This window comes from Micrococcus sp. PSi08 (genome assembly GCF_054960655.1).
The window spans coordinates 1-24,667 of sequence record NZ_JBHNYP010000028.1 but is presented as its reverse complement, the minus strand read 5'-3'; the positions used below and the strand labels follow the sequence as shown (position 1 = coordinate 24,667).

Sequence of the window (24,667 nt, the reverse complement as noted above, 5' to 3'; positions counted from 1 at the left end):
CTGCTCCGATTCTCCGATCCTGCCCTGACAGACTAGATTCCGCGACCCCCGACCCGGGACGGGGACACGCCGCCCGCGCGGCATCGCATCCCCAGGTCAGGAGGCCCTCCCCCGTGAGCATCACCGTCCAGCACGTGCCCGCGCAGCACCCGTACACCCGCGCGATCCGCCCCCTCGACCCGGGCGCCGCGCCGGACGTGGAGTTCCTGCCGGACCCGCCGGTGCCGGGCGCGCCCGCGCACCAGTGGTGGCCGCCCCGGGCCCTGCGCGCGGAGTGGCTGGCCGAGCACCGCCCGGACGTGCTGCACGTGCACTTCGGCTTCGAGCACTTCAGCCCCGCCCAGCTGGCCGCCGCCCTGGACGCGCAGCACGCGCACGGGGGCGCCGTCGTCGTGACCGTGCACGACCTCGAGAACCCGCACCTGACGGACCAGGGCCCCCACCGGGACCGCCTGGCCGTGCTGCTGGGCCGCGCGGACGCCGTGCTCACGCTCACCCCCGGCGCCGCGGCGACCCTCGCCCGCGACTACGGCGTGCGCGCCCTCGTGGTCCCCCACCCGCACATCGTCCCGCTCGAGGACCTCGTGGCGCAGGGCGACGACGACGCCCCCGGCCTGCTGCCCCCCGACGCGTCCGACGACGGCGACGGCGCGCCCGTCCCCGCCCGCCTGCTGGTGCACGCCAAGGACCTGCGGGCCCAGGTGGCCCCGGTGGCGCTGCTGCCGGTGCTCGCCGCCGCCGTCGGGACGCTGGCCGAGCGCGGTGTCGACGCGCGGGTGACCGTGGAGGTCCAGGACACCGTGCAGGACGAGGACGCCCTGGCCGCGCTGCGCGCAGGCTGCGCCCACCACGGCTTCGAGCTGTGGCAGCACGACCGGCTCGACGACCCCGCCCTGCACGCGCTGCTGCGCGACGTGGACGTGTCCGTGCTGCCGTACCGCATCGGCACCCACTCGGGCTGGGTGGAGATGTGCCGGGACCTGGGGGTGCCGGTGGCCGTCGCGGACATCGGGCACATCGCGGACCAGTCCGGCGCCTGGTTGACCCCCGACTCGCTCGCCGCGTTCGACCCGGAGGATCCCGACTCCCTCGCCGACGCGCTCGAGACGCTGGTGCGCGCCCGCGCGCGCACGGCCCCCGCCGACCCGGCCGCCCGGGCCCGGCAGCGCCGTCGCGTGGCGGCCGCCCACGTGGCGGTCTACCGCGAGGCCCTCGCCCGGGCGCGCGGGGCGCTGCCGAGCGTGTCGGTGCTGGTCATCACGGGGCACCGGGACGAGCACCTGGCCCGCGCGATCGCCGGGCTGGAGCGCTCTCACCGCCGCCCGGACCAGGTGGTCGTGGTGTTCATGGGCCAGCCGGACGGGCGCGTCCCGGCCACGGACCTGCCCGTCACCGTGGGGCACGTGGCCGCCGACGCCGGGCTGCCCCTGGCGCAGGCCCGCAACCGCGCGGCCGAGCTCGCCACCGGCGAGATCCTCGTCTTCCTCGACGTGGACTGCATCCCGGCGGCCGAGACCGTCGGCGTGCTGGCCACCGAGGTCGCGGCCCACCCCGGGTCCGTGGTGATGGGCCGGCCCCGCTACCTGCGGCCGGGCTGGGTCCGCGACGTCGGGGAGGCCGACCTGACCTCGCACCGCGCGGACGCCCTGCTGCGCCGCCTCTCCGTGCCCCACCGGGCGCGCGCGCACCTGACCGCCGGGCCCTCGGACGAGTGGCACCTCGTGTGGACGCTGATCCTGGCGCTGCGGCGCGCGGACCTGGCCCGCATCGGCGGTTTCGACGCGGGCTTCACCGGCTACGGCGCCGAGGACACGGACCTGGCCTTCCGCGCCCGAGCCGCCGGCCTGACGCTGCGGTTCAGCCCCGCCGAGGCGTTCCACCAGCACCACGGCGTGATGACCCCGCCGCTGCACCACCTCGAGGACATCCTGGTCAACGCCCGCCGCTTCCGGCAGGTGCACGGCCGATGGGCCATGGAGGGGTGGCTACGCGCGTTCGCGGACGCGGGGCTGATCGCGTGGGACCCCGAGGGCGAGCGGCTCGAGCTGCTGCGTCACCCCACGGAGGCGGAGCTGACGGCCGCCCGCCGCGACGACGCCGCGTACTGAGGGGCGATGCGCCGGGGGCGTGCCGGACTCAGCCCAGGGCACCCTCGATCGCCGCCTCCCAGCGCCGCCGGTACTCGCCCGGCGCCACGAGCAGCAGGCCCGCGAGCCGGTCGGCGGCGGCCGGGTCCGCGAGGGCGCCGCGCACCGCGCCGGCCCAGTCCGCGTCCGGGTCCTCCCACGCGCACCACGGCACACCCGCGGCCCGGTGGATCTCGCGGACGAACACGCGCTGCTCGTCGAACGGCCGCGGCTCGGGGGCGAGCACCACAGGGCGGCCGGAGCGGGCGGCGTCCACCACGGCGTTGTGCCCGGCCGAGACCACCACGACGTCGGCGTCCGCGGCCCGGCGGGCCGGCGCCTGGACCCAGCCGTGCAGCGTCACGGTGGCGGGCATCGCCTCCACCGCGAGCCCGCCCGGCGCCTCCGGATCGCCCACCCCGGCGATCGGGCCGTACACCTCCCACGTCGCCTCCGGCACGGCGGATGCCGCCCGGGCCAGGTCCGCGGCCCGCACCCCGCCGCCGCCTGTCCCGGCGATCACGGCGACGCGCGGGGCGCCGCCCGCGGACGCCGTCGTCGTGGCGCGGGTGCCGAGCCGGCCGGTGACGTCCGCGACCCCGAGGTAGGTGACCCGGTCCGCGTGGACGGCGCGCCAGGCGGGGACCTCGAGCTCGGCGGCGTAGTGGGCGAAGAGGCCGTCGGCCTCGGCATAGACGAGGGCGTGCGCGGGGTCGGTGCGCTCGCCGTGCATGCGGCGGTGCAGCACGGGCCAGCCCGCCAGGCGCAGGAACAGGGCGGCCTCCACGGACACGTCCACCACGCACACGTCCGGGTCCACCCGTTGCGCCGCCGCGTGGAGGGCGTCGAAGCGCGCCCGGATCTCGGGCCCCACCGGGGACCAGTGCAGGGGTGAGCGGGCCGGCTGCTGGTGGCCGGGCACGAGGTCCGAGGGCAGCGGGATGACGGGGACGTCCGCGGGCAGCAGTTCGGCCGCCCGGGGATGGGCGGTCACGACCGTCACGTCGAACGCCCCGGTCGACGCCAGGCCGGCGGCGTGCCGCAGGTGCCCCGCCCCGTGCTGGTGGGCGTAGTAGAGGACCCGCCTGCGGGCCGGAGCCATCAGAGGGACTCCAGGTCCGCCGCATCGGCGGACGGGCGCGGGACCCCCTGCGGGTCGAACCCATACGCGTCCTCGGCGGCGGCGAGGTCACGGGCGTCCTCGGCGGCCTGCTCGAGCAGGTCCACGTAGCCCTCCACCATGGTCTCCGCGCTGAACCGGCAGGCCCACGCGCGCACGCGTCCCCGGTCCTTGCGGCGGGCGTGACGGATCGAGACCGCGAGCTCCTGCGCCGTGTGGTGCACGGCCAGTGCGCCGGCCTGCGGGGCGACGATCTCCCCCATCGCGCCGCTGAGCAGCGCGGCCACCGGCACGCCGAGCGCCATGGCCTCGACCACGGCGAGCCCGAACGGCTCGGCCCACAGGGGGGTGGCCAGGAAGACCTCGCCCGTGGCCAGCATGTGCGGCAGCGCGTGATGGTCGAGGTGGCCGTGGTAGACGGTGTCCGGGCCGAGCCGCGGCACGACCTCGCGGGCGTGGTATTCCTCGTCCGAGATCGGCCCGGCGAAGTGCAGCTCCATGCCCGCGATCCGGGCGGCGTCGATCGCCACGTGCAGGCCCTTCTCCGCCGTGATCCGGCCCGACCACACGGCGCGGCCGCGCACGGGGACGGCGTCGGAGACCCAGTGGTGCAGCTCGATCCCGTTGGGCACCACGTCCACGCGCGGCAGCCGGTGCTGCCAGGCCAGCGCGTTCGACGCGGACACCGAGGCCCACCGGTGGTGGTCGGGAGCCGTCCAGCCCGGGGCGTCGACGACGGCCAGCACCTCCGCCAGCGTGGCCGGCGTGTGCAGGACGGTGACCAGGGGGCGGGCGCGCAGCAGCTCGAGCGGCGCCGGGGAGAGGGAGTTGTTCAGGACGGCGTCGGAGTCGTCGTCGAGGATCAGCGCGCAGGCCCGGCGGGCGGCCGCCTCGCGCACGCGGGTGCCCGCGCGGCCCGGGCCGGCGCCCTCGGCGGGCAGCACGGCGACGACGTCGCCCGGCAGCCGGGTGCCCTCCCGCGCGTAGACGGTGACGTCGTGGCCCCGGCGCACGAGGTGCTCCACGGTCATGGCCGTGTGCATCTCCAGCCCGCCCTCGTAGGGCGAACGGATGGGGTGGAGCATGTGGGTGAGCACGCTGATGCGCATCGGCGTCCCCTTCCCGGCCCGGGCCGGGCCGAACGGCCCCGTGCGGGGCGGCAGAAGCGCGACTGACCTGCGGTGACACGACCGCATCACGTCCGCGCTGACGTACCCCGGCACTGTAGACACCCGGGGGGTCCCCCCGGAAGCGCCGGCCCCCCTCCCGGGGGTGAGGGCAGGGCAGGCGCTCACGCCCCCGTCACGAGAAAGTCCCGGCCCGCGACCTCGAGGATCGCGGACCGGGACGGTCCGTGGAGCTAAGGGGAATTGAACCCCTGACCTTTTCATTGCGAACGAAACGCTCTACCAACTGAGCTATAGCCCCAGGTCATGCCCTCCCGCGGGAGTGCACCGGACCATCATACGCCCGACGCCCCCGATCCTCCAATCCGGCGACGCCGCGCGGCGACCACGCCGAGCACCACACCCGCCAGATCCGCGACGACATCCACCGGGTCCCCCGTCCGCAGCGGCACCCACGCGTGCTGCACGAGCTCGCTCACCGGCGCGTGCACCGCGAACGGCAGGGCCCACCACCCACTCTGCCCCCGCGCGACGGCGAGGAACGCGGGCAGCGCGAACACGGCCGCGTGGATCGCCTTGTCCAGTCCGGGCACGGCGAACCCGGCCTCCGGCACCTGCTCGCCCGGCAGGTACAGCACCACCAGCTGCACCACGACGGCGACGGCCAGCGCCGCCGCCAGGGCGCGGCGCCGTCGTGGGGAAGCGGGGGCGGAGGAAGCGGCCGGGGAGCCGGAAGGAACGGTCATCCGCCCATTCTGTCCGGCTTCTGCGCCGGGCACTCATGGTCCCCACCCTGCTGAAAGGGCTCTATGTTTTTGCCATTTCTGCGCCGACCATGTGATGATCGCGCCATCCGGGTGGGCTCGTTCCGCCAGGATGCCGGTGTTGACAGCGCCGCCCAGGGCCGAGGGACCGCGATGGCTTGAGCAGAGAGCTCGCCGTTCGTGGACTCGGGACCCGGCGGGATGCCCTCCACCTCCCCGGCCCCTGGCCGCGACGTGATCGGTACGCCACCCTCCGCCCTGCGGAGCCATGCCCGGACCGGACCGCGCCGGGAGATCGGGACGTCCGTAGTCACTCGCGCGAAAGGAAGTTCGATGCCGCCCTCCCAGGACGCAGCATCCCTGACCCAGCTCGGCGTGATCGGGGTGATCCTGCTCGTCGTGCTGTTCTACGGCGGGACCATGATCATGTCCGTGGCCATCTCCAAGAAGAAGGAGAACGCCGACGCCTACATGACGGCGGGCAACCGGATCGGCTTCGGCGTGTCCGCCGCCTCCATGACGGCCACCTGGATCTGGGCCGCCTCCATGTACGCCTCCGTGACCGCCGGCTACACGTACGGCGTCTCCCGTGCTCGGCTCCGTCATCTCCCTGACCTCCAACTTCATCGCCGGCGGCGCCCTGATCTCCCTGCTGTCCCCGCTGTCCTTCGGCGCGGGCATCCTGATCGTGGCCGCGGGCGTGCTGCTGTACACCCTGTGGTCCGGCTTCCGCGCCTCCGTGCTCACCGACTTCGCCCAGGTGATGGCCATGCTCGGCGCGACCGTCATCATCATCCCCGCCGTGTTCTTCGCCGCGGGCGGCCCGGGCATGTTCCAGGCCGGCGTCGAGGCCGGCCACGTCACGGCCCAGCAGCAGAGCTTCTTCTCCTCCGAGGCGTTCATGAACCAGGGGGCGCCGTACATCGCCGCCGTGCTGGCCTACGCGATCGGCAACCAGACCATCGCCCAGCGCCTCTTCGCCGTGCGTGAGGACCTCATCAAGCCCACCTTCATCACGGCCACCCTCGGCTACGGCGGCACCGTGATCGGCGTCGGCATGCTCGGCGTCATGGCGCTCTACCTGGGCGTCGAGCCGCTCGACGGCGACGTCAACAACCTCCTGCCGCAGATGGTCGCCGACCACCTGCCGCTGGCGCTCGTGGCCCTGGCGTTCCTGATGATCATCGGCTCGCTGTCCTCCACCGCCGACTCGGACCTGTCCGCCCTCTCGTCGATCGTGATGACGGACGTCTACGGCCAGTCGGTCGGCCGCAAGAACGCCGACCCGAAGACCATGCTGCTGATCGGCCGCATCACCATGATCGTGGCGACGGCGGCGGCCCTGTACTTCGCCACCGCCAAGTTCGACATCCTCGACCTGCTGGTCTTCGTGGGCGCCCTGTGGGGCTGCCTCGTGTTCCCCGTGATCGCGTCCTTCTACTGGGGCAGGATCACCAACGTCGCGTTCACGGTGTCCGTGCTCGCCGCGCTGGCCGTGTTCCTGCCCGTGCGCTTCGAGTGGATCCCGATCGAGGGAGCCTGGGCGTTCGTGGTGGAGACCCTCGCGATCCTCGGCGTGGGCGTCGTGCTGGGCATCATGTGCTTCGGCTTCTTCGGCCTGCGTCCGGCGGTCGTGGTCGGCGCGATCGCCTCGGTCGTGATGCTGTTCCTCGGCTACGGCTTCCTGCGGGACTACGCCACCCTCACGGGCTCGCTCGTGGCCTACGCCGTGTCCTTCCTCGTGTGCTGGGGGCTGTCCGTCCGCTCCGGCCGGGACTTCGACTTCGACCGGATCGCGCGCGTGACCGGCGACTTCGACCCCGCGACCGAGGACCTGCCGCAGGTCGAGCGCACCTCGGCCCCCGCGTCCTGATCCCCCCGTCCCCCGACTCGCAAGGAGCATCCGCATGACCGTCGGTCTGACCCTGTACGTCCTGATGTGGCCCGTCCTCGTGCTGGCCGTCCTCGTCTCGATCGCCCGCGGCTTCGTCGCCGACTGGGCCGCGGCCCGTCGGGAGGGCCGCTCGATCATCTGAGGCCTCCGCCGGGGGCGGCCCGTGACCCTGGTGGTCCTCGCCCTCGACGCGGTCGTCCGCCTGACCCCCGCCGAGACCTCGGCCGCCATCCCGGGCATCGCCGGGCTCGGGCGCATGCTCGTGACCGCCGGTCTCGCGCTGCTGTTCGTCGCCCTGTACAGCGGCGTGCGGGAGCGTCAGGCCCACCTCGAGACGGGCCGCACCGGCGGCGCCGTCGTCGAGGGGGCCTGACCCGCTCGATCCCCTGCCCGACCGCGCCCGCGTCAGCGAGCGCGGTCGAGCAGGATCACGTCCAGGCGGCGCGGCCCGTGCACGCCTTCGACGCGCTCGAGCTCGATGTCGCTCGTGGCCGAGGGCCCGGAGATCATGGTGATCGGCGCCGTCGCCTCCACGCGGGCCAGCGCCTCCGGGAAGAGCTCCACCACGGAGTCCAGCGGCACGATGCACACGTGGTGGTCCGGGACCAGGGTGATCGCCCGGCGGCCCTCGTCCGGGCGGCCGCTGAGGAAGATCGTCCCGGTCTCCGCGCAGGAGACCGTCGAGGACGTCACCACCGCGTCCACCTCGTTCAGCGCGTCCACGCTGAGGGGCTCGCGCTCGCCGTCGTGGGCGCCGCGGACCGCGGCCCGCTCCCCCGTGTGGCCCACCGCGGGCTCCGTGATGCGCTCCCGGCCGGCCCCGCGGGAGTCCGCGGGGAGCCAGTCCGGCTCCAGGCCGGCCGGCACCACGTACCGGGCGTCCGGGCCGAGCAGCTCGGCGATGGCCGCGGCCACCGTCTCCTCGGTCTCGTCCCGCACGGAGGCGCGGTAGTCGATCAGCCGGTCACGCAGCATCTCCACCACCTCGGCCCGGTCCCGGGAGGAGGTCCGCCGGTAGGTGCGCTGCACCGGGTCCGCGACCGGCCCGTCCGCCGTCGCCTCGCGGATGCGCCGCAGGATCTCGGCCTTCGCCTCGCTCATCGTCCGTCCTCCTCGACGTGCTCGTCCTCCGGCCGGTCCAGCCCGGTGACGCCGTCCATGGCGACTCGGTGCTCGGTCTCATCCTTGTGGCGGGCCCACCAGTTGCGGAAGGACTCCCGCGGGGGCGCCGGCACGTCACGCTCGTCGGTCCACCCGCCGGCGATGCCCGGCAGCCAGCCGAGCACCCGGTCCGGCCCGGCCGCGACCCGGCCCAACCCCAGGCCCCGCTCGGCCAGCGACATGCGCCGACCCGAGGACATCACCACGGAGGCGCCCTTCATCGCCACGTCCATCTGCGAGGGCGTGACGGACTCCACCGCCGTCTTGGCGCGGGCCAGGGGGCCGGCAGCGGCGTCCTCCTCCGTGCGCAGCGCCTTCCGGGCGGCGTGGGTGGCCTGCACGTCCTCGTCCCGGAGGTGGATGAGGATCGAGGGGATGTCGATGGCCACGGGGCACACGTCGTAGCACGCGCCGCACAGCGTGGAGGCGTAGGGCAGGGTGCCGTTCTCCCCCGCGTCCACACCGGTGAGCTGCGGGGAGAGGATCGCGCCGATCGGGCCCGGGTAGACCGAGCCGTAGGCGTGGCCGCCGGTCTGCTCGTACACGGGGCACACGTTCATGCACGCCGAGCAGCGGATGCAGTGCAGCGCGGAACGGCCCTTCGGGTCGGACAGCACCGCGGAGCGGCCGTTGTCCAGCAGGACCAGGTGGAACTCCTGGGGACCGTCGCCCTCGGTGACGCCCGTCCACATGGAGGTGTACGGGTTCATCCGCTCGCCCGTGGACGAGCGCGGCAGCAGCTGCAGGAACACCTCGAGGTCCTCGAAGGTGGGCACGAGCTTCTCGATGCCCATCACGGTGATCAGCGTCTCCGGCAGGGTCAGGCACATGCGGCCGTTGCCCTCCGACTCGACGACGGAGAGCGTGCCCGTCTCGGCGACGCCGAAGTTCGCCCCGGAGATCGCCACCTTCGTGCTCAGGAACTTCTCGCGCAGGTGTCGGCGTGAGGCCTCGGCCAGGTCGGCCGGCTCGGAGGTGAGGCTCTCGTCCGTCTCCGGCATCTCCCGGAGGAAGATGTCCCGGATCTCCTCGCGGTTGCGGTGGATCGCCGGGACGAGGATGTGGCTGGGCCGGTCGTGGCCGAGCTGGACGATGAGCTCGGCCAGGTCCGTCTCGACGGCGGCCACGCCGGCATGCTCGAGCGCGGCGTCCAGGCCGATCTCCTGGGTGGCCATGGACTTGACCTTGATCACCTCGTCCACGCCCTTGGCGGTGACGAGCTCCGTGATGATGCGGTTGGCCTCGGACGCGTCCCGGGCCCAGTGCACGACGCCGCCGCGTGCGGTGACCTCGGACTCGAGCCGCTCGAGGAGCGCGGGCAGGTCCGCCATGACGGACTGCTTCAGCGCGGAGCCGGCGGCGCGCAGCTCCTGCCAGTCCGGCAGCTCCTCGACGACGCCGGCACGCTTGGCACGGATGGTGTGGGTGGCCCGGCGGATGTTGGCGCGCATCTGGCCGTTCTTCAGCTGCTCGCGGGCGGACTCGGGGAACGGGGTGTTCAGCAGGATCTCGCCCTCGCCGTGGACGGGGCGGACGGTGGGCATTCCCAGGCGCACGCGGGTGGGTGCGGTGCTCATCGGCGGGCCTCCTCAACACGGGCGGACGGTCCGCGGCGGGCGCCGGCGGACGCGGGGATGGACAGTTCGACGGGGCCGTCGACCTCGAGCGGGTTCTCCCGGGTGGCCGCGAGGATCTCGGCGAGGTGCACGGTGCGCAGCGGGCGGCCGTCCTGGCCGCGCGCCTCGCGACGGTGCATGGCCCCGTCCAGGTGGAGCAGGCAGGAGGCGTCGCCGCCCGTGCAGAGGGAGGCGCCGGACGCGGTGACCTTCTCGATCTTCTCCTCCGCGATGGCGGCGGAGACGTCCGGGTTCTTCAGGGAGAAGGTGCCGCCGAAGCCGCAGCACTCCTCGGCGTCCGGCAGCGGGCGCAGGTCGATGTCCGCGACGGTGCGCAGCAGGTCCTCCTGGCGCGAGCCCAGGCGCAGCAGGCGCATGCCGTGGCAGGAGGGGTGGTAGGTCACGGTGTGCGGGAACCAGGAGCCGAGCTGGGCCCCGGCGTCCGTCACCCCGAGGACGTCCGTGAGCAGCTGCGACAGCTCGAGGGTGCGGGAGGCGACGACCTCGGCGTCGCGGGCCAGACCCTCGTCCCCGCCGGAGCGGGCGACGTCTGGCTGCTGGTGGCCGAGCGAGGCCACGCAGGAGGCGGAGGGGGCGACGGCGAGGTCGTAGTCGGCCTTCATGAAGGTGCGGACGTGGTTGCGCACGACGGGCAGGGCGTCCTCCATGTATCCGCTGTTGACGTGCATCTGCGAGCAGCAGACCTGGCCGGGCGGGAAGACCACCTCATGGCCGAGCCGCTCGAGGATGCGGACGGTGGCGAGGGCCACCTTGGGGTACATCGCGTCCACGATGCACGTGGCGAACAGGGCGATTCTCATGCCGGTCTCCGTTCCGGACGGGGCGCCTGGGGCGCCGTGCGGTGCGGCAGCACACGGGTGCCGTAGTGGTCAGACCATATCATGCCAGCCGCTTGCGAGGTGACCGCCCTCACAGTACGCTCCTTGGTCTGACCACAGTGGTCCGACCATCACCGGCCCGACCGGATTCCGCCCCGTCCCCTCGCCCACCGGGAGACCCCCGTGCACACCTTCACCCCCACCCCCGATGCCGCCGGCAGCGTCGCGCTCTCCGCCGCGCTCGGCGTCCTGCCCCTGCTGACGTTCTTCGCCACCCTCCTCGGCCTGCGCCTCAAGGCCTGGCAGTCGGGACTCGCCGCGCTCGTGGTGGCCCTGCTCGTGGCCGTGCTGGGCTTCCACATGCCGGCCCACCTGGCGGCGCTGGCCGCCGCCCAGGGAGCGACCTTCGGCCTGTTCCCGATCGTCTGGATCGTCGTGATGGCGCTGTGGTTCTACCAGGTCACCGTGCTCTCCGGACGATTCGACGACATGCGCGCGATCTTCGACTCGCTCGGCGGCGGAGACATCCGCATCCAGGCCGTGCTCATCGCGTTCTGCTTCGGCGGCCTGCTCGAGGCCCTCGCCGGCTTCGGGGCCCCCGTGGCCATCACGGCCACCATGGTGCTCGGCCTGGGCGTGCCCCCGCTGCGGGCGGCCACCGCCGTGCTGCTGGCGAACACCGCGCCCGTGGCCTTCGGCGCCGTGGGCACCCCCATCACCACCGCCGGCACGCTCACCGGCATCCCCGCCACGCACATCGGCGCGATCGTCGGCCACCAGGCCCCGTTCGTGGCCGTGTTCGTGCCGTTCCTGCTCGTGTTCATCATCGACGGGCTGCGCGGCGTGCGGCAGACGTGGCCGGCGCTGATCGTGATCGGCGCGAGCTTCGCCGTCGCCATCTGGCTGGCCTCGACCCACTTCTCCTACGAGCTCACCGACGTCGTGGCCTCCCTGGTCTCCCTCGCCGCCGCCGTCCTGCTGCTGCGCTTCTGGCGGCCGCGCGGCGCCGAGGAGGCCCGCCAGCGCCTCGGCGCCCCCGCCCGCTCGGCGGCGCAGGACCTCACCCCCGGCCGGATCTTCATGGCCGTGCTGCCCTACATCGTGGTCGTGGCCGTGTTCGCCCTGGCCAAGCTGGCCCCCCCGATCACCGCGGCCCTGAACTCCGTCACCGCGAAGATCCCGTGGCCCGGGCTCGACGGGCACCTCGTCGACGCCTCCGGCGCGCCCCTGGCGAGCACCGTGTACAAGTTCGAGTGGCTGGCCTCCCCCGGCACGCTGCTGCTGATCGCCGGCCTGATCATGGCCGTGGTCTACTCCCGGTTCGACCACGACGGCCGGTTCCCGCTCTCGGTGGGGAACGCGATCGCCGAGATCGGCCGCTGCTTCGCCCGCATGCGCTGGTCCGCCCTGACGATCGTGATCGTGCTCTCGCTGGCCTACGTCATGAACTTCTCGGGCCAGACGGTCGCCATGGGCACGTGGGTGGCCGGCCTGGGCACGGCCTTCGTGTTCCTGTCCCCCGTGCTCGGCTGGCTCGGCACCGCCGTGACCGGCTCGGACACCTCCGCGAACGCCCTGTTCTCCACCCTGCAGCAGACCGCCGCCACGAACATCGGCGCCGATCCGGCCCTGCTGGTGGCCGCCAACACCTCCGGCGGCGTCGTGGGCAAGATGATCTCCCCGCAGTCCCTGGCGATCGCCGCGACGGCGGTCGGCATGGAGGGCCGGGAGTCCGAGATCCTGCGCCGCGTGGTGGTGTGGTCGCTCGTGCTCCTGCTGGCGGTGTGCACGCTCGTGTACCTGCAGTCCAACGTGCTGGCGTGGATGCTGCCGGCGGCGGGCTGACCGCCTGCACCACCCGAGCGGGGCGGCGTCCATCGGTAGGATGGACGGTCGCCGCCCCGCCCCCTCGGAAGGTCCGTCCATGACCGCTGCCCCCGCCTACACCATCGTGCTCGACTGGCTCGAGGCCGAGCTGCGCTCCGGCGCCGTGGCCGTGGGGGACAAGCTGCCCGGCGAACGCACCCTGGCCGAACGCTTCGGCATCTCCCGGGCGTCCGTGCGGGAGGCCACCCGGATGCTCGAGGCCATGGGCCTGATCCGCGCCAGCGCCGGCTCCGGGCCGAACTCGGGCGCCGTCGTCGTCTCCGAGCCGTCCGCGGCGCTGGGCTGGGCGCTGCGCCTGCACATCGCCACCCGGTCCCTGCCGATGGCCGACGTCGTCGCCGCGCGCGTGCTCCTCGAGACCGATGCGGCGCAGGCGGCCGCCGCCACCTCCGGCGACCCCGAGAGCGTCGCCGTCCTGGCCGAGGTGGAAACCCTGCTGGACCGGATGGACGACCCCGCGCTGCCGGAAGAGGACTTCTACCTGCTCGACACCGAGTTCCACGTGCGGCTGGCCACCCTGGGCGGGAACGTCGTGACGGCGATGATGCTGGACTCCCTGCGCCAGGCGACCATCGGCTACGTGACCGAGACCGTGGCCGGGCTGTCCGACTGGCCCGCCGTGCGCGCCGGCCTGCAGGCCGACCATCGGCGGATCCTCGCCGCCTCCGCCGCCGGGGACGGCCGGGCGGCCGCGCAGGAGCTGCGGGAGCACGTCCTCGGCTTCGCCGCCCTCGCCCAGACCGGCAGGGTGCCCGCCGGCGGCTGAGCCGGCGAAGGGTCCGGCGCGCGCGGGGTCCCGCCGGACGGACGGCTCCGGTGGTTCAGGCGGTGACGCCGTGCACCAGGGCGCCCACGCCCACGGCGGTCAGCGAGCCCAGCGCACAGCAGAACTCCACGAGCATGCCCATGCCCATGGCCGTGAGCGCGCCGATCGAGCTGCTGAGCGCGGCCCGGGCGTCCCGGGTGCGGGCCCACTGGGAGGCGAACAGGCCGACGGCGAAGCCGAGGAACAGACCCACCACCGGGATCACGAAGAACCCGACGGCGGCGCCGGCCACCCCCCACAGGATCGGGCCGCGGGTGACGCGTTCACGTCGCAGCCGTCGGCCGGTCAGCACCGCGGACGCGCTCAGCCCCGCCACGGCGAGACCGGCCGCGATGACGCCGAACGTCCAGGACGCGGGGGAACCCAGCAGCGCGGCCCACCCGAGAGCCGTCACGAGGTTGAGCAGCGAGCCGGGCAGGACGGGGTACACGGTGCCCACCAGCCCCACCAGGAGCAGGAGCACGGCCACGAGGGAGATCAGCGCGGGAGTCACCGCACCAGTATGACGGGACGGGCACCGCGGTGACGGCGGCACCGGCGACCGCGCAGCGGCCCCCGCGCCCTCGCCGGAACGGGCCGGATGGGCTAGATTCGCCGCATGTTGGTCGCCGTGCCCACCGAAGTGAAGAACAACGAGTTCCGTGTGGCCCTGACGCAGGGCGGGGTCCAGGAGCTGGTGCGCGCGGGCCACCAGGTCCTCGTGCAGTCGGGGGCCGGCGTCGGCTCCGGCGCCTCGGACCAGGACTACCGCGACGCCGGCGCCGAGCTGGTCGACGACGTCGACGAGCTCTGGCAGCGCGCCGAGCTGGTCCTCAAGGTCAAGGAGCCGCAGCCGGAGGAGTACGGTCGCCTGCGCCGCGGCCAGGTCCTCTTCACCTATCTGCACCTGGCCGCCTCCCCCGCGTGCGCGCGGGCGATCCTGGACGCCGGGACGACGGCGATCGCCTACGAGACAGTCACCCGCGGTCGCTCCCTGCCGCTGCTGGCCCCCATGAGCCAGGTGGCCGGCCGCCTGGCCCCCGCCGCGGGCGCCTACCACCTCCTCCAGCCGCAGGGCGGCTCGGGCGTGCTGATGGGCGGCGTGCCCGGCACCCGCCGCGCCCGGGTGGCCGTGATCGGCGGAGGGGTGGCCGGCGAGGCGGCGGCCGTGATCGCCGCGGGCATGGGCGCGGACGTGACCGTCCTGGACATCTCCCTCGAGCGGCTCGCGCAGCTGGACGCCGTCCACCAGGGTCGGATCCGCACGCTGGCCTCGTCCCACCTGAACATCGGCGAGACCGTGGCGGACGCGGACCTCGTGATCGGCTCCGTGCTGATCCCCGGCGCCGCGGCCCCGAAGCTGGTGACCGCCGAGATGGTGGAGTCCATGCGGCCCGGCTCCGTGCTGGTGGACATCGCGATCGACCAGGGCGGCTGCTTCGAGAACTCGCGGGCCACCACCCACCAGGATCCGACGTACCTCGTGGGGGACAAGATCTACTACTGCGTCTCCAACATGCCCGGCGCCGTGCCGCAGACCTCCACCTCGGCCCTGACCAACGCGACGCTGCCCTACATCAAGCGCATCGCCGACCTCGGATGGCGCGCCGCGCTGGCCGCGGACGAGGGCTTCGCCGGGGGCCTCAACGCGCACGACGGCGTGCTCACCCTGCCCTCCGTCGCCACGGCCGTGGCCGACGAGCTCGGCCTGGACCCCCGGAAGGACGTCCGCGTCACCTCCGAGGTGCTCGCGGAGGCCTGAGCCCCGCGCCCGTCGCGCGCGGGGCCGGCCGGCCGCTCAGAGCCCCGCGAGGAACGCCCGGTGGAAGGACCAGTCGCCGGTCACCTCGGGGTGGAAGGCCGTGGCGAGCAGGTGGCCCTGCCGCACGGCCACGGGCAGCCGCGCGTCGCCGTCGAGCCCCGGGTCCGCCGCGGGCACGGACAGACGCGACGCCGGCACGCTCGCCAGGACCTCGACGCCCTCCCCCGCCTGGAGGACGGCGGGGGCGCGGATGAACACGGCGTGCACCGGCTCCGCCGCGACCGCGGGGACGTCCAGGTCCTCCTCGAACGAGTCGACCTGCGCGCCGAAGGCGTTGCGCCGCACGGCCACGTCCAGCACGCCGAGCCCACCCTGATCCGGCGCCGGGTTGCGGATCTCGCGGGCCAGCATGATCAGCCCCGCGCATGTGCCGTAGGCGGGCAGGCCGTCGCGGAGGGCGGCGATGAGCGGGTCCTTGAGCCCCATGATCCGGGCGAGGCGGTCCATCACGGAGGACTCGCCGCCGGGCAGCACGATGCCGTCCAGACCCTCGAGGTCCGCGGGGCGGCGCACCGGGCGCGTGCGCGCGCCCAGTGACCCGAGCACGTGGGCGTGCTCCCGCACATCGCCCTGGAGCGCGAACACGCCGACGGTCTTCTGTGGACTCACCATGGCCCCGACCCTAGGGCCTCCGGGCACCCGGGGCTCCGCGGCTCACCAGCCGCGCTCGGCCAGGCGGTGCGGGGCGGGCAGGTCGCCCACGTTGATGCCCACCATGGCCTCGCCCAGGCCGCGGGAGGCCTCGGCGACCGCCATCGGGTCGTCGAACTGGGCGGTGGCCTTGACGATGGCGCGGGCGCGCTCGGCCGGGTTGCCGGACTTGAAGATGCCGGAGCCCACGAACACGCCGTCGGCGCCCATCTGCATCATCAGGGCCGCGTCGGCCGGGGTGGCCACACCGCCGGCGGTGAACATCACGACGGGCAGGGTGCCGGTCTCGGCGACCTCGCGCACCAGCTCGTACGGCGCCTGCAACTCCTTCGCGGCCACGTACAGCTCATCCTGGGCCAGGCCCTGGAGCTGGGCGATCTCCTTGCGGATGGTGCGGATGTGCTTCACGGCCTCGGAGACGTCGCCGGTGCCGGCCTCGCCCTTGGACCGGATCATGGCCGCGCCCTCGGTGATGCGGCGCAGGGCCTCGCCGAGGTTGGTGGCGCCGCACACGAAGGGCACGTCGAAGTCCCACTTGTCGATGTGGTTCACGTAGTCCGCCGGGGAGAGCACCTCGGACTCGTCGATGAAGTCCACCTTTAGCGCCTGCAGCACCTGGGCCTCCACGAAGTGGCCGATGCGCGCCTTGGCCATCACGGGGATGGACACGGCCTCGACGATGCCGTCGATCAGGTCGGGGTCGGACATGCGGGCCACGCCGCCCTGGGCGCGGATGTCGGCCGGGACCCGCTCGAGCGCCATGACGGCCACGGCACCGGCATCCTCGGCGATGCGCGCCTGCTCCGCGTTGACGACGTCCATGATCACGCCGCCCTTCATCATGTCCGCCAGGCCGCGCTTGACGCGGGTCGTGCCGGTGCCGCGGGCGCCGTCGTCGGCGGCGGAGGCGGTGGAGGCGGAGAAGCTGCGGGCGCGCTCGTCGCTCATGGTGGTCCTTCCGAAGGGGTGGCGGCCCCGGCCGCGGGGCGGCTGGCCAGGGCGAAGACGCGGTCAACTCTAGTCCCCCGGCGGCGAAGCCCGGCCCGCGTCACGGACGACGACGTCACCCGGCCCCGTGCCGGCGCAGCGTGCGGCGTCGGCGCCAGACGACGAACGCGGCCACGGCCGCGAGGATCAGCACGAGGGCGAGGGCGCCCCGGCCCTCTCCGAGCGCCGCGCCGATGACGGCCCACACCACGGCCATCCCGACGGTCCCGTACACCACGCCCCACAGGAACGTGCCGAGCGCGGCCGCCGGCAGGAACCGGCGCCAGGGCATGCGGGCGACGCCGGCGGAGCCGATCACCGCCGTCTGGATGCCCACCGTGAGGTAGCAGAACGGGATGGCCCACACCCCGTGGCGCTGGATGAAGCGCTGGGCTCGGACATAGACGGGACCCTCCATCACGCGGGCGAACCATCGGGTCCGCTCAACGCCGGAGGCCAGCCCCCGCCCGAGCGAGAACACGATCAGGGTGCGCAGGATCGCCAGCATCCAGAAGAACCCGATGGACCACAGCAGCGGCAGCCCGTCGATCCACGCCATCATGGGCGGAGCCACCCGTCGGTGCGGGGACTCAAGCGCGCGCCCCGGCCGTGCTCACGCGTTCCAGAGCCCGTACGAGTCCGCGAGGTCCGCGATCTTCTGGGCGCGCAGCACGCGGGGCAGGTACGAGCCGTCGCCGACGGCGGCGCCCTGCGCGTGCTTCTCGAGCAGGTCGCGGGCCCACGCGAGCTCGTCCTCGGACGGGGACATCGCCCGGTTGACCCAGTCCACCTGATCCGGGTTCAGGACGAGGCGGCCGGTCATGCCCATCGAGGCGGTGACGGCGCAGGAGCGGATGACCGCGTCCTCACCGTCCGTGTTGCCGGGCGGTCCGTCGATCGCCCCGGGCAGACCGCCCACGCGGGAGGCGATCACCATGCGGGAGCGGGCGTAGGCCATGGCCAGCGGGTCCTCGCCGACGCCGACGTCCTTGCGGAAGTCGTTCACGCCGAAGGCGAGACGGAACGTGCCCGGCGCCTTGGCCACGGCCGTGGCGTTCTCGATGCCCAGGGCGGACTCCAGCAGGGCGATCACCGGGGTGCCGGCGCGCAGCCGCATGGCGGTGAACGTGACCTGCTCCGGCTCCTCGGTCTCGGCCAGCACGACGCCGCGCACGCCGTCGAGACCCGTGAGCGCCTCGAGGTCCCGCTGCCAGTGGTCCGTGGAGGTCGCGGAGATGCGCACCCACGCCGTCATGCCGCCGGAGAGGGCGTCCACGACGTGCTGGCGGGCCGCGTCCTTCTGCTCCTCCGGCACGGCGGCCTCGAGGTCGAAGATGACGGAGTCGGCCTCGGAGGCCAGGGCGGGGGCGAACGCGTCGGGGGTGGCCGCGTTGACCAGCAGCCAGGAGCGGCTGAGCTTGGCGGGCAGGGCGGCGGCGCGACGGTTCCTCACGGGCATGGTCTCCAGCCTAGCCCGCCGCGGCCGTCCGCCCGCGGGCCCCTTCCGACCCGCGGGAGGCCTCACATCCGCTCGCGGCGGGCGAGGCGGGCGGCCGTAGCATGGAGAGGCCGTCGGCCCGTCCGACGCCGCCGACCCCCGACCGCCAGGAGTACCCGATGCGCCCGACCTCCCCTTCCCGCGCCCTGCGGCTCACGGGTGCCGTGGCGGCCGCGTGCCTGCTGGCCGGCTGCGCGGTCGCCCCCGACCTGGCCGAGGACTCGGCGTCCGACGACGGCGTGCCCCTGCCCGCGACGGAGGGGTATCAGCCGCTGACGGTCTACCTCGCCGTCGCCGAGGCGGAGGCGGTCCCGGGGACGAGCGGCCGGCCCTTCGGCTGCGGCGATCTGCTGGTGCCCGTGCAGACCGTGCCGACGGACACCGAGGACGAGGCGGACACCGCCCTGGACTTCCTGTTCGCGGACGAGCGCGGCTGGCACGGCGACCCGTCGCTGTGGAACGCCGTGTTCGACGTGCGCGAAAGCCTCATCCCGACCGGGCACCGCCGCGAGGGCGACGTGGAGATCTTCACCTTCACCGGCACCGTGACGCCGGAGGACGAGTGCACGGCCGAACGGATCCGCGCCCAGCTGCAGGCGACCGCCGCCGCCTTCACGTCCGCGGGCCAGGTCCGACTCGAGGTGGACGGCCGGGACCTCGACGACGTGTTGGGGCTCGAACCGCTCCGCCTCGGCGAGTCCGTGGACGTCCCGCAGGGGGACCCCACGCCGAGTGGGGAGCCGAGCGACGGATCCGGCGAGCAGACGTGGGCGCCGGAGGGCGAGTCGTCGGAGGACACGTGGGCTCCGGCCGACCCCTCGACCTGGGCTCCGGCCGAGGAGTCGTCGTGGGGTCCCGCCGAGCCGACCCAGGGCACGTGGTCCCCCGCCCAGGAGCCGAGCGCCCCCTGACCGCGCGACCCGCCGTCGTCGCCCGTCATCGGACCTTCGGGCACGGCCGCGCCGTGCTATAGGGTGCCGAGCGTGCGGAACCTCCGAGATCACCTGTCCCAGCGCGCCGTCGGCGTGAAGCAGTCCGCGGTCCGCGACGTCTTCGACATCGCGATGGACCCGAACCTCATCTCGCTCGCGGGCGGGAACCCGTGGCTCGCCGACCTGCCCCTCGACGAGCTGGGCCGGATCGCCTCCGACCTGATGACCCGGTTCGGCACGGAGTCCCTGCAGTACGGCCCGGGCCAGGGCACCGAGGAGATGCGTGCCGCCGCGACCGCCGTGATGGCCGCCGACGGCATCCCGGACGCGGATCCCGACCTCGTGGTCATCACCCCCGGCTCGCAGGCCGCGATCGACACCGCCTGCCGGGCGTTCGCGAACCCGGGCGACGTCGTCGTGGTGGAGGACCCCACGTTCGTGGGCGCGTTGACCACCTTCACCACCTGGCAGCTCGAGGCCGTGGCCACGGGCACCGACGACCACGGCCTGGTGCCCGCGGCCCTCGACGAGACCCTGACCCGCCTGGCCGCCGAGGGCCGCCGCGTGGCCTTCCTCTACACGATCCCCTCGTTCGCGAACCCCTCGGGCGCCCTGCTGCCCCCGGGCCGCCGCGCCGAGGTGGGCGCGATCTGCGAGAAGCACGGCGTGCTCATCGTGGAGGACAACCCGTACGGGCAGATCGCGTTCGACGGCGAGCCCGTCGCCCCGATCGCCGCAGACCACCGGGACAACGTGGTCCACCTCGGCACGATGTCCAAGATCTTCTCCCCGGGCGTGCGCATCGGCTGGGCGCTCGTGCCGGCCGCGCTCAAGCGCGAGTTCTACCTGTGCGCGGAGTCCGCCTACATCCACGCGTCCACGTACTCGCAGATGCTCTCCACCGCCTTCGTCACGCAGCTGGACTGGCAGGGCCACGTCCGCCACGTGACCGGGCTGTACCGCGAGCGGGCCGCGGCGCTCGTGGACGCGGTGCGTGAGCACTGGGACCCGGCGGTCGAGTTCATCACCCCGCAGGGCGGCTTCTTCCTGTGGGCCACCCTGCCGGCCGGGGTGGACACCCTCGAGGTGATGCACCGCGGCATCGAGGCGGGCGCGGTGTTCGTGCCGGGGGCGGCCTTCACCCCCGTCGAGGGCACGCACTCCACCCTGCGCCTGGCGTACTCGTTCGTGGCGGCCGAGAAGCTCGTGGAGGGCGTGCGGCGCCTGGCCCCGGCGGTGAACGAGTCGATCGACCGGGCCCGCTGAGCCGCGGCGGGCGCCCACGACGACGTCGGCCCGGCGCGTCTGCCGGACGTGCGACCTCTTCCCCGGGCCCGCGAGATCGTATACGATCTCGACCATGACGCAGAGCACACCGGATCCCACGCCCACCGTCACCGAGCACGACTTCACCGTCCGGGAGAACCGGCCGGGCAAGGTGCTCGCCGTCCACCTGAACTACCCCTCCCGCATCGCCCAGCGCGGCCGGTCCCCGCAGGCCCCCGGCTACTTCCTCAAGGCCGGCACCTCCCTCGCCCGCACCGGCGACACCATCGAGCGCCCCGCCGGCACCGAGCTGCTCGCCTACGAGGGCGAGATCGCGCTGATCATCGGCCGCACCGCCCGGCGCGTCAGCCCGAAGGAGGGCTGGTCGCACGTCTCCGGCATCACCGCCGCCAACGACTGGGGCCTCTACGACCTCCGCCACGCGGACAAGGGCTCCAACGTCAAGAACAAGTCCGGCGACGGCTACACCCCGCTCGGCCCCGCGGTGATCTCCGCCGCGGGCCTGGACCCGGCCGCCCTGCGCGTGCGCACCTGGGTCAACGGCGAGATCGTCCAGGACGACACCACCGAGGGCCTCGTCTTCCCGTTCGGCCAGCTCGTGGCCGACCTCTCGCAGCTCATGACGCTCGAGGAGGGCGACGTCATCCTCACCGGCACCCCCGCCGGGTCCTCCGTGGCCCAGCCGGGCGACGTCGTCGAGGTGGAGGTGGACGCCCCCAGCGCCCCCGGCGCACCGACCACCGGCCGCCTGGTGACGACGGTCGTCGACTCGGAGCACTCCCTGGCCCCGTTCGGCGCGCAGCCGCAGGTGGACGACGTGCAGCGCGAGGAGGCCTGGGGCTCCCGCGAGGCCGCCGGTCTGGCCCCGCAGGCCGCGGCGCCGTCGTCGTCCGCGGTGGACGAGAACGGCCACTGGGTCGCGAGCGCCCCGCAGCCGGACCGCTCCCTGCTGACCCCCGAGCTGCGCGCCAAGATCGACGCCATCGCGGTGGCCACCCTCACCGCCCAGCTGCAGAAGCGCGGCGTCCAGAACGCGACCATCGACGGCCCGCGCCCGATCCACCGGGGTCGGCGCGTCCTCGGCTACGCCAAGACCCTGCGCTACATCCCCAAGCGCGAGGACCTGGCCAAGGAGTTCGGCGGCGGCTTCAACGCCCAGAAGCGGGCGATCGACTCGGTGCAGCCGGACGACGTGGTGGTCATGGAGGCCCGTGGCGAGCACGGCACCGGCACCCTCGGGGACGTCCTGGCCCTGCGCGCCCAGGTGAACGGCGCGAACGCCGTGATCACGGACGGCGGCATCCGCGACTCCGCCGCCGTCGCCGAGGTCGGCCTCCAGGTGTACGCCGGCGCCACGCACCCGGCGGTGCTGGGCCGCCGTCACATCCCGTGGGAGGTCGGCGGCACCATCGCCTGCGGCGGCACCACCGTGCAGCCCGGCGACATCATCGTCGGCGACGACGACGGTGTGGTGGTCATCCCGCCGTCCCTGCTCCAGGAGGTTGTGGACGACGCCTACGAGCAGGAGCTCCAGGACGCCTGGGCGTACGAGCAGGTCAAGGCCGGCTACCCGGTGGACGGGATGTTCCCCCCGAACGCCGAGTGGAAGGCCAAGTTCGCCGAGTACCGCAAGACCCTGCCGGACGCCCCGGCCCCGGAGGGCGACGCCTGAGCATGCGCCGCACGGACATCGGAACGGTCGGCCTCGCAGGCGCCCCCGTCTCCAAGGCGGACCGCGCCTACCAGGCGATCCTCGAGGGGATCCGGGACCAGCGCCACGAGCCGGGCGACCGGCTGGTGCTGTCCCAGATCGCCGCGGAGCTGGGCATGTCCGTGGTGCCCGTGCGGGAGGCGATCCGCCGCCTGCAGTCCGAGAAGCTGGTGGCCTACGAGCGCAACGTGGGCGCCACCGTGGTGGGCATCGACCCGGTCGAGTACCGCCACACCATGGAGACGCTGGCGCTGGTGGAGGGGTTCTCCACCGCCCAGTGCGCCCCGCACGTGACCGCCGAGGACCTCGCGGCGGCCCGCGAGGTGAACGCGACCATGCGCGCGATGACGGAGTCGGAGACGGCCTGGGACCCGGTGACGTTCACCGAGCTCAACCGCCGCTTCCACTCGATCCTGTTCGAGCATCACCAGAACGAGCACGTGCACGACCTGGTGCACCGCGGCTGGAACCGCCTGGCCGCGCTGCGCTCCTCCACGTTCGCGTACGTGCCCGGCCGGGCGGTGGCCTCCGTGGACGAGCACGAGCACCTGCTGCGCCTGATCGAGGACGGGGCGCGCTTCGAGGAGATCGAGGCCGCCGCCCGCGCCCACCGCCTGAACACCCTGCGCGCCTACCTGGAGCACGGTGCCGAACCGTCCGCGTGACCGCCGGCCGGACCGGCGCCGACGCCGTCGGCTCCAGGCCCCGATCATCAGACCCACCCGAAGCACTCAGTGAAAGAGACACCATGACGGAGAAGACCAGCATCGAGGCCCGCACGCCCGAGGGCCTGCCCGACGTCCTGCGCCACTACATCGACGGCGAGTTCGTCGACTCGATCGACGGCGACACCTTCGAGGTGCTCGACCCGGTGACCAACGAGCCGTACCTGACGGCCGCCTCCGGCAAGGCCGCGGACATCGACCGCGCCGTCGCCGCCGCGAAGCGGGCCTTCGAGTCCGGCGAATGGTCCCAGGCCCTGCCGCGCCAGCGTTCCCGTGTGCTGCACCGGATCGCCGACATCATGGAGACCCGCGGCGACCAGCTGGCCGAGATGGAGTGCTTCGACACCGGCCTGCCGATCAAGCAGGCGAGGGGCCAGGCCGCTCGCGCCGCCGAGAACTTCCGCTTCTTCGCGGACCTGATCGTGGCCCAGCACGACGACACCTTCAAGGTGCCGGGTCGCCAGATCAACTACGTGAACCGCAAGCCGATCGGCGTCGCCGGCCTGATCACCCCGTGGAACACCCCGTTCATGCTGGAGTCCTGGAAGCTGGCCCCGGCCATCGCCACCGGCAACTCGGTGGTCCTGAAGCCGGCGGAGTTCACCCCGCTCTCGGCCTCCCTGTGGGGCGGGATCTTCGAAGAGGCCGGCCTGCCGAAGGGCGTGTTCAACATGGTGCACGGCTTCGGTGAGGAGGGCTACGCGGGCGACCCGCTCGTGAAGCACCCGGACGTGCCGCTGATCTCCTTCACCGGCGAGTCCCGCACCGGCCAGATCATCTTCGCCAACGCCGCCCCGCACCTGAAGGGCCTGTCCATGGAGCTCGGCGGCAAGTCCCCGGCCGTGGTGTTCGAGGACGCGGACCTGGACGCGGCGATCGACGCGACCATCTTCGGCGTGTTCTCCCTGAACGGCGAGCGCTGCACCGCCGGCTCCCGCATCCTGGTCCAGCGTTCCGTCTACGACGAGTTCGTGGAGCGCTACGCCGCCCAGGCCTCCCGTGTGAAGGTCGGCCTGCCGGACGACGAGACCACCGAGGTCGGCGCCATCGTGCACCCGGAGCATTTCGAGAAGGTCATGTCCTACGTGGAGATCGGCAAGACCGAGGCTCGCCTGGTGGCCGGCGGCGGCCGCCCGGAGGGCTTCCCCGAGGGCAACTTCGTGCAGCCCACCGTGTTCGCGGACGTGGCCCCGGACGCCCGGATCTTCCAGGAGGAAATCTTCGGCCCGGTCGTGGCCATCACCCCGTTCGACTCGGACGAGGAGGCCCTCGAGCTGGCCAACAACACCAAGTACGGCCTCGCGGCGTACATCTGGACGAACGACCTCAAGCGCGCCCACAACGTCGCGCAGAACGTGGAGGCCGGCATGGTGTGGCTGAACTCCAACAATGTGCGGGACCTGCGCACCCCGTTCGGCGGGGTGAAGGCCTCCGGCCTGGGCCACGAGGGCGGCTACCGCTCGATCGACTTCTACACCGACCAGCAGGCCGTGCACATCAACCTCGGCGAGGTCCACAACCCGGTCTTCGGCAAGCAGGAGCAGGCCGCGGCGAAGATCGACGGCTGACCCCGCGCCCACCGGCGACCACGACGGCGCCCGCACCGTCCCCGCGACGGTGCGGGCGCCGTCGTCGTGGTGGGGCCGGGCCGGGTCTCTCCCCCGGCCCACCCGACGCGGGGGGGGGGTGTTGGGGGGGGGGGGGGGCCCCCCCCC

22 protein-coding genes, 1 tRNA gene and 1 pseudogene are annotated in these 24,667 nt (G+C 73.7%); 12 read left to right on the top strand and 12 right to left on the bottom strand.

The window, feature by feature from the left end; all coding sequences use genetic code 11:
- Positions 1-113 precede the first annotated feature (113 nt).
- Positions 114-2,108 (top strand): glycosyltransferase, encoded by a 1,995-nt coding sequence (locus ACFI33_RS09940; protein ID WP_158184013.1) that lies wholly within the window; start codon positions 114-116, stop codon positions 2,106-2,108.
- 28 nt (positions 2,109-2,136) lie between these two features.
- Here the strand turns inward: ACFI33_RS09940 and ACFI33_RS09935 are convergent, their stop codons facing one another.
- The 4 genes from ACFI33_RS09935 to ACFI33_RS09920 all read right to left on the bottom strand — a co-directional run bounded on the left by ACFI33_RS09935 (position 2,137) and on the right by ACFI33_RS09920 (position 5,119).
- Positions 2,137-3,228, bottom strand: coding sequence for a glycosyl transferase (locus ACFI33_RS09935; protein ID WP_462623978.1), 1,092 nt, complete (start codon positions 3,226-3,228; stop codon positions 2,137-2,139).
- Positions 3,228-4,355 (bottom strand): glycosyltransferase, encoded by a 1,128-nt coding sequence (locus ACFI33_RS09930; protein WP_366365085.1) that lies wholly within the window; start codon positions 4,353-4,355, stop codon positions 3,228-3,230. Before ACFI33_RS09930 ends, ACFI33_RS09935 begins: the two co-directional genes overlap by 1 nt.
- Positions 4,356-4,601: 246 nt before the next feature.
- Positions 4,602-4,674: transfer RNA gene (locus tag ACFI33_RS09925), tRNA-Ala, on the bottom strand.
- 34 nt (positions 4,675-4,708) lie between these two features.
- Entirely contained in the window at positions 4,709-5,119 is a 411-nt protein-coding gene (locus ACFI33_RS09920) for a VanZ family protein (RefSeq protein ID WP_127435198.1), read from the bottom strand.
- A 351-nt stretch (positions 5,120-5,470) separates the two neighbouring features.
- Between ACFI33_RS09920 and ACFI33_RS09915 the strand changes: the two are divergent.
- The 3 genes and pseudogenes from ACFI33_RS09915 to ACFI33_RS09905 all read left to right on the top strand — a co-directional run bounded on the left by ACFI33_RS09915 (position 5,471) and on the right by ACFI33_RS09905 (position 7,404).
- A pseudogene (locus tag ACFI33_RS09915) lies at positions 5,471-7,010 on the top strand (sodium:solute symporter family transporter).
- Between the two features lie 34 nt (positions 7,011-7,044).
- Entirely contained in the window at positions 7,045-7,173 is a 129-nt protein-coding gene (locus ACFI33_RS09910; protein ID WP_036383231.1) for a putative transporter small subunit, read from the top strand.
- A 21-nt stretch (positions 7,174-7,194) separates the two neighbouring features.
- Positions 7,195-7,404, top strand: a complete 210-nt coding sequence (locus tag ACFI33_RS09905; RefSeq protein WP_127435197.1) for a hypothetical protein — start codon at positions 7,195-7,197, stop codon at positions 7,402-7,404.
- Positions 7,405-7,436: 32 nt separating this feature from the next.
- Here the strand turns inward: ACFI33_RS09905 and ACFI33_RS09900 are convergent, their stop codons facing one another.
- From ACFI33_RS09900 to ACFI33_RS09890, 3 genes are read right to left on the bottom strand one after another with little or no spacing between them, the layout of a single operon-like run.
- On the bottom strand, positions 7,437-8,132 hold the full coding sequence (locus ACFI33_RS09900) for a LutC/YkgG family protein (protein WP_044658796.1): 696 nt from the start codon (positions 8,130-8,132) through the stop codon (positions 7,437-7,439).
- Complete coding sequence (locus ACFI33_RS09895) at positions 8,129-9,769, bottom strand: lactate utilization protein B (RefSeq protein WP_127435196.1); 1,641 nt, start codon at positions 9,767-9,769, stop codon at positions 8,129-8,131. The genes ACFI33_RS09900 and ACFI33_RS09895 overlap by 4 nt, the downstream gene beginning before the upstream one ends.
- Positions 9,766-10,629 carry a (Fe-S)-binding protein gene (locus ACFI33_RS09890; RefSeq protein WP_036339657.1) on the bottom strand — a complete coding sequence of 288 codons (864 nt, stop codon included), beginning with the start codon at positions 10,627-10,629 and terminating at the stop codon, positions 9,766-9,768. Before ACFI33_RS09890 ends, ACFI33_RS09895 begins: the two co-directional genes overlap by 4 nt.
- Positions 10,630-10,830: 201 nt before the next feature.
- Between ACFI33_RS09890 and ACFI33_RS09885 the strand changes: the two genes are divergently transcribed.
- Together ACFI33_RS09885 and ACFI33_RS09880 are read left to right on the top strand one after the other, a co-directional pair.
- Positions 10,831-12,492, top strand: a complete 1,662-nt coding sequence (locus ACFI33_RS09885; protein WP_127435195.1) for an L-lactate permease — start codon at positions 10,831-10,833, stop codon at positions 12,490-12,492.
- A 79-nt stretch (positions 12,493-12,571) separates the two neighbouring features.
- The gene (locus ACFI33_RS09880) at positions 12,572-13,300 is read left to right on the top strand and encodes a FadR/GntR family transcriptional regulator (protein ID WP_127445758.1); all 729 of its coding nucleotides are present in this window, start codon (positions 12,572-12,574) and stop codon (positions 13,298-13,300) included.
- 55 nt (positions 13,301-13,355) lie between these two features.
- Here the strand turns inward: ACFI33_RS09880 and ACFI33_RS09875 are convergent, their stop codons facing one another.
- The gene (locus ACFI33_RS09875) at positions 13,356-13,853 is read right to left on the bottom strand and encodes a DUF456 domain-containing protein (RefSeq protein WP_036339666.1); all 498 of its coding nucleotides are present in this window, start codon (positions 13,851-13,853) and stop codon (positions 13,356-13,358) included.
- 105 nt (positions 13,854-13,958) lie between these two features.
- On the opposite strand from ACFI33_RS09875, the gene ald reads away from it, so the two are divergent.
- Positions 13,959-15,101 (top strand): alanine dehydrogenase, encoded by a 1,143-nt coding sequence (ald, locus tag ACFI33_RS09870; RefSeq protein WP_127445759.1) that lies wholly within the window; start codon positions 13,959-13,961, stop codon positions 15,099-15,101.
- A 36-nt stretch (positions 15,102-15,137) separates the two neighbouring features.
- Here the strand turns inward: ald and pdxT are convergent, their stop codons facing one another.
- The 4 genes from pdxT to ACFI33_RS09850 form a co-directional block, all read right to left on the bottom strand.
- A complete protein-coding gene (gene pdxT, locus ACFI33_RS09865) occupies positions 15,138-15,773 on the bottom strand; it encodes a pyridoxal 5'-phosphate synthase glutaminase subunit PdxT (protein WP_036339672.1) in 636 nt (211 codons plus the stop codon).
- Positions 15,774-15,815: 42 nt separating this feature from the next.
- Positions 15,816-16,760: a pyridoxal 5'-phosphate synthase lyase subunit PdxS gene (gene pdxS / locus ACFI33_RS09860; protein ID WP_127435428.1), complete on the bottom strand. Its 945-nt coding sequence runs from the start codon at positions 16,758-16,760 to the stop codon at positions 15,816-15,818.
- A gap of 115 nt (positions 16,761-16,875) precedes the next feature.
- Complete coding sequence (locus ACFI33_RS09855) at positions 16,876-17,361, bottom strand: DedA family protein (RefSeq protein WP_060974159.1); 486 nt, start codon at positions 17,359-17,361, stop codon at positions 16,876-16,878.
- 51 nt (positions 17,362-17,412) lie between these two features.
- The gene (locus tag ACFI33_RS09850) at positions 17,413-18,258 is read right to left on the bottom strand and encodes an HpcH/HpaI aldolase/citrate lyase family protein (RefSeq protein WP_036339679.1); all 846 of its coding nucleotides are present in this window, start codon (positions 18,256-18,258) and stop codon (positions 17,413-17,415) included.
- Positions 18,259-18,416: 158 nt separating this feature from the next.
- On the opposite strand from ACFI33_RS09850, the gene ACFI33_RS09845 reads away from it, so the two are divergent.
- The 5 genes from ACFI33_RS09845 to hpaE all read left to right on the top strand — a co-directional run bounded on the left by ACFI33_RS09845 (position 18,417) and on the right by hpaE (position 24,520).
- Positions 18,417-19,208: a GerMN domain-containing protein gene (locus tag ACFI33_RS09845; RefSeq protein WP_127445760.1), complete on the top strand. Its 792-nt coding sequence runs from the start codon at positions 18,417-18,419 to the stop codon at positions 19,206-19,208.
- A gap of 72 nt (positions 19,209-19,280) precedes the next feature.
- A complete protein-coding gene (locus tag ACFI33_RS09840; RefSeq protein WP_127435124.1) occupies positions 19,281-20,495 on the top strand; it encodes an aminotransferase-like domain-containing protein in 1,215 nt (404 codons plus the stop codon).
- A gap of 94 nt (positions 20,496-20,589) precedes the next feature.
- On the top strand, positions 20,590-22,188 hold the full coding sequence (locus tag ACFI33_RS09835; RefSeq protein ID WP_049146557.1) for a fumarylacetoacetate hydrolase family protein: 1,599 nt from the start codon (positions 20,590-20,592) through the stop codon (positions 22,186-22,188).
- Between the two features lie 2 nt (positions 22,189-22,190).
- Positions 22,191-22,892: a GntR family transcriptional regulator gene (locus tag ACFI33_RS09830; protein WP_036339691.1), complete on the top strand. Its 702-nt coding sequence runs from the start codon at positions 22,191-22,193 to the stop codon at positions 22,890-22,892.
- 83 nt (positions 22,893-22,975) lie between these two features.
- Complete coding sequence (gene hpaE, locus ACFI33_RS09825; protein WP_036339693.1) at positions 22,976-24,520, top strand: 5-carboxymethyl-2-hydroxymuconate semialdehyde dehydrogenase; 1,545 nt, start codon at positions 22,976-22,978, stop codon at positions 24,518-24,520.
- The last annotated feature ends 147 nt before the right edge of the window (positions 24,521-24,667 follow it).

Bases quoted from the DNA above. Each gene is read 5' to 3' on its own strand.
- ACFI33_RS09845 (WP_127445760.1), top strand. From the start codon at position 18,417: ATGCGCCCGACCTCCCCTTCCCGCGCCCTGCGGCTCACGGGTGCCGTG.
- pdxS (WP_127435428.1), bottom strand. From the start codon at position 16,760: ATGAGCGACGAGCGCGCCCGCAGCTTCTCCGCCTCCACCGCCTCCGCC.
- ACFI33_RS09935 (WP_462623978.1), bottom strand. From the start codon at position 3,228: ATGGCTCCGGCCCGCAGGCGGGTCCTCTACTACGCCCACCAGCACGGG.
- ACFI33_RS09900 (WP_044658796.1), bottom strand. From the start codon at position 8,132: ATGAGCGAGGCGAAGGCCGAGATCCTGCGGCGCATCCGCGAGGCGACG.
- ACFI33_RS09910 (WP_036383231.1), top strand. From the start codon at position 7,045: ATGACCGTCGGTCTGACCCTGTACGTCCTGATGTGGCCCGTCCTCGTG.
- ACFI33_RS09930 (WP_366365085.1), bottom strand. From the start codon at position 4,355: ATGCGCATCAGCGTGCTCACCCACATGCTCCACCCCATCCGTTCGCCC.
- ACFI33_RS09850 (WP_036339679.1), bottom strand. From the start codon at position 18,258: ATGCCCGTGAGGAACCGTCGCGCCGCCGCCCTGCCCGCCAAGCTCAGC.
- ACFI33_RS09830 (WP_036339691.1), top strand. From the start codon at position 22,191: ATGCGCCGCACGGACATCGGAACGGTCGGCCTCGCAGGCGCCCCCGTC.
- ACFI33_RS09920 (WP_127435198.1), bottom strand. From the start codon at position 5,119: ATGACCGTTCCTTCCGGCTCCCCGGCCGCTTCCTCCGCCCCCGCTTCC.
- ACFI33_RS09880 (WP_127445758.1), top strand. From the start codon at position 12,572: ATGACCGCTGCCCCCGCCTACACCATCGTGCTCGACTGGCTCGAGGCC.
- hpaE (WP_036339693.1), top strand. From the start codon at position 22,976: ATGACGGAGAAGACCAGCATCGAGGCCCGCACGCCCGAGGGCCTGCCC.
- ACFI33_RS09890 (WP_036339657.1), bottom strand. From the start codon at position 10,629: ATGAGAATCGCCCTGTTCGCCACGTGCATCGTGGACGCGATGTACCCC.
- ACFI33_RS09895 (WP_127435196.1), bottom strand. From the start codon at position 9,769: ATGAGCACCGCACCCACCCGCGTGCGCCTGGGAATGCCCACCGTCCGC.
- pdxT (WP_036339672.1), bottom strand. From the start codon at position 15,773: ATGGTGAGTCCACAGAAGACCGTCGGCGTGTTCGCGCTCCAGGGCGAT.
- ACFI33_RS09855 (WP_060974159.1), bottom strand. From the start codon at position 17,361: ATGATGGCGTGGATCGACGGGCTGCCGCTGCTGTGGTCCATCGGGTTC.
- ACFI33_RS09835 (WP_049146557.1), top strand. From the start codon at position 20,590: ATGACGCAGAGCACACCGGATCCCACGCCCACCGTCACCGAGCACGAC.
- ald (WP_127445759.1), top strand. From the start codon at position 13,959: ATGTTGGTCGCCGTGCCCACCGAAGTGAAGAACAACGAGTTCCGTGTG.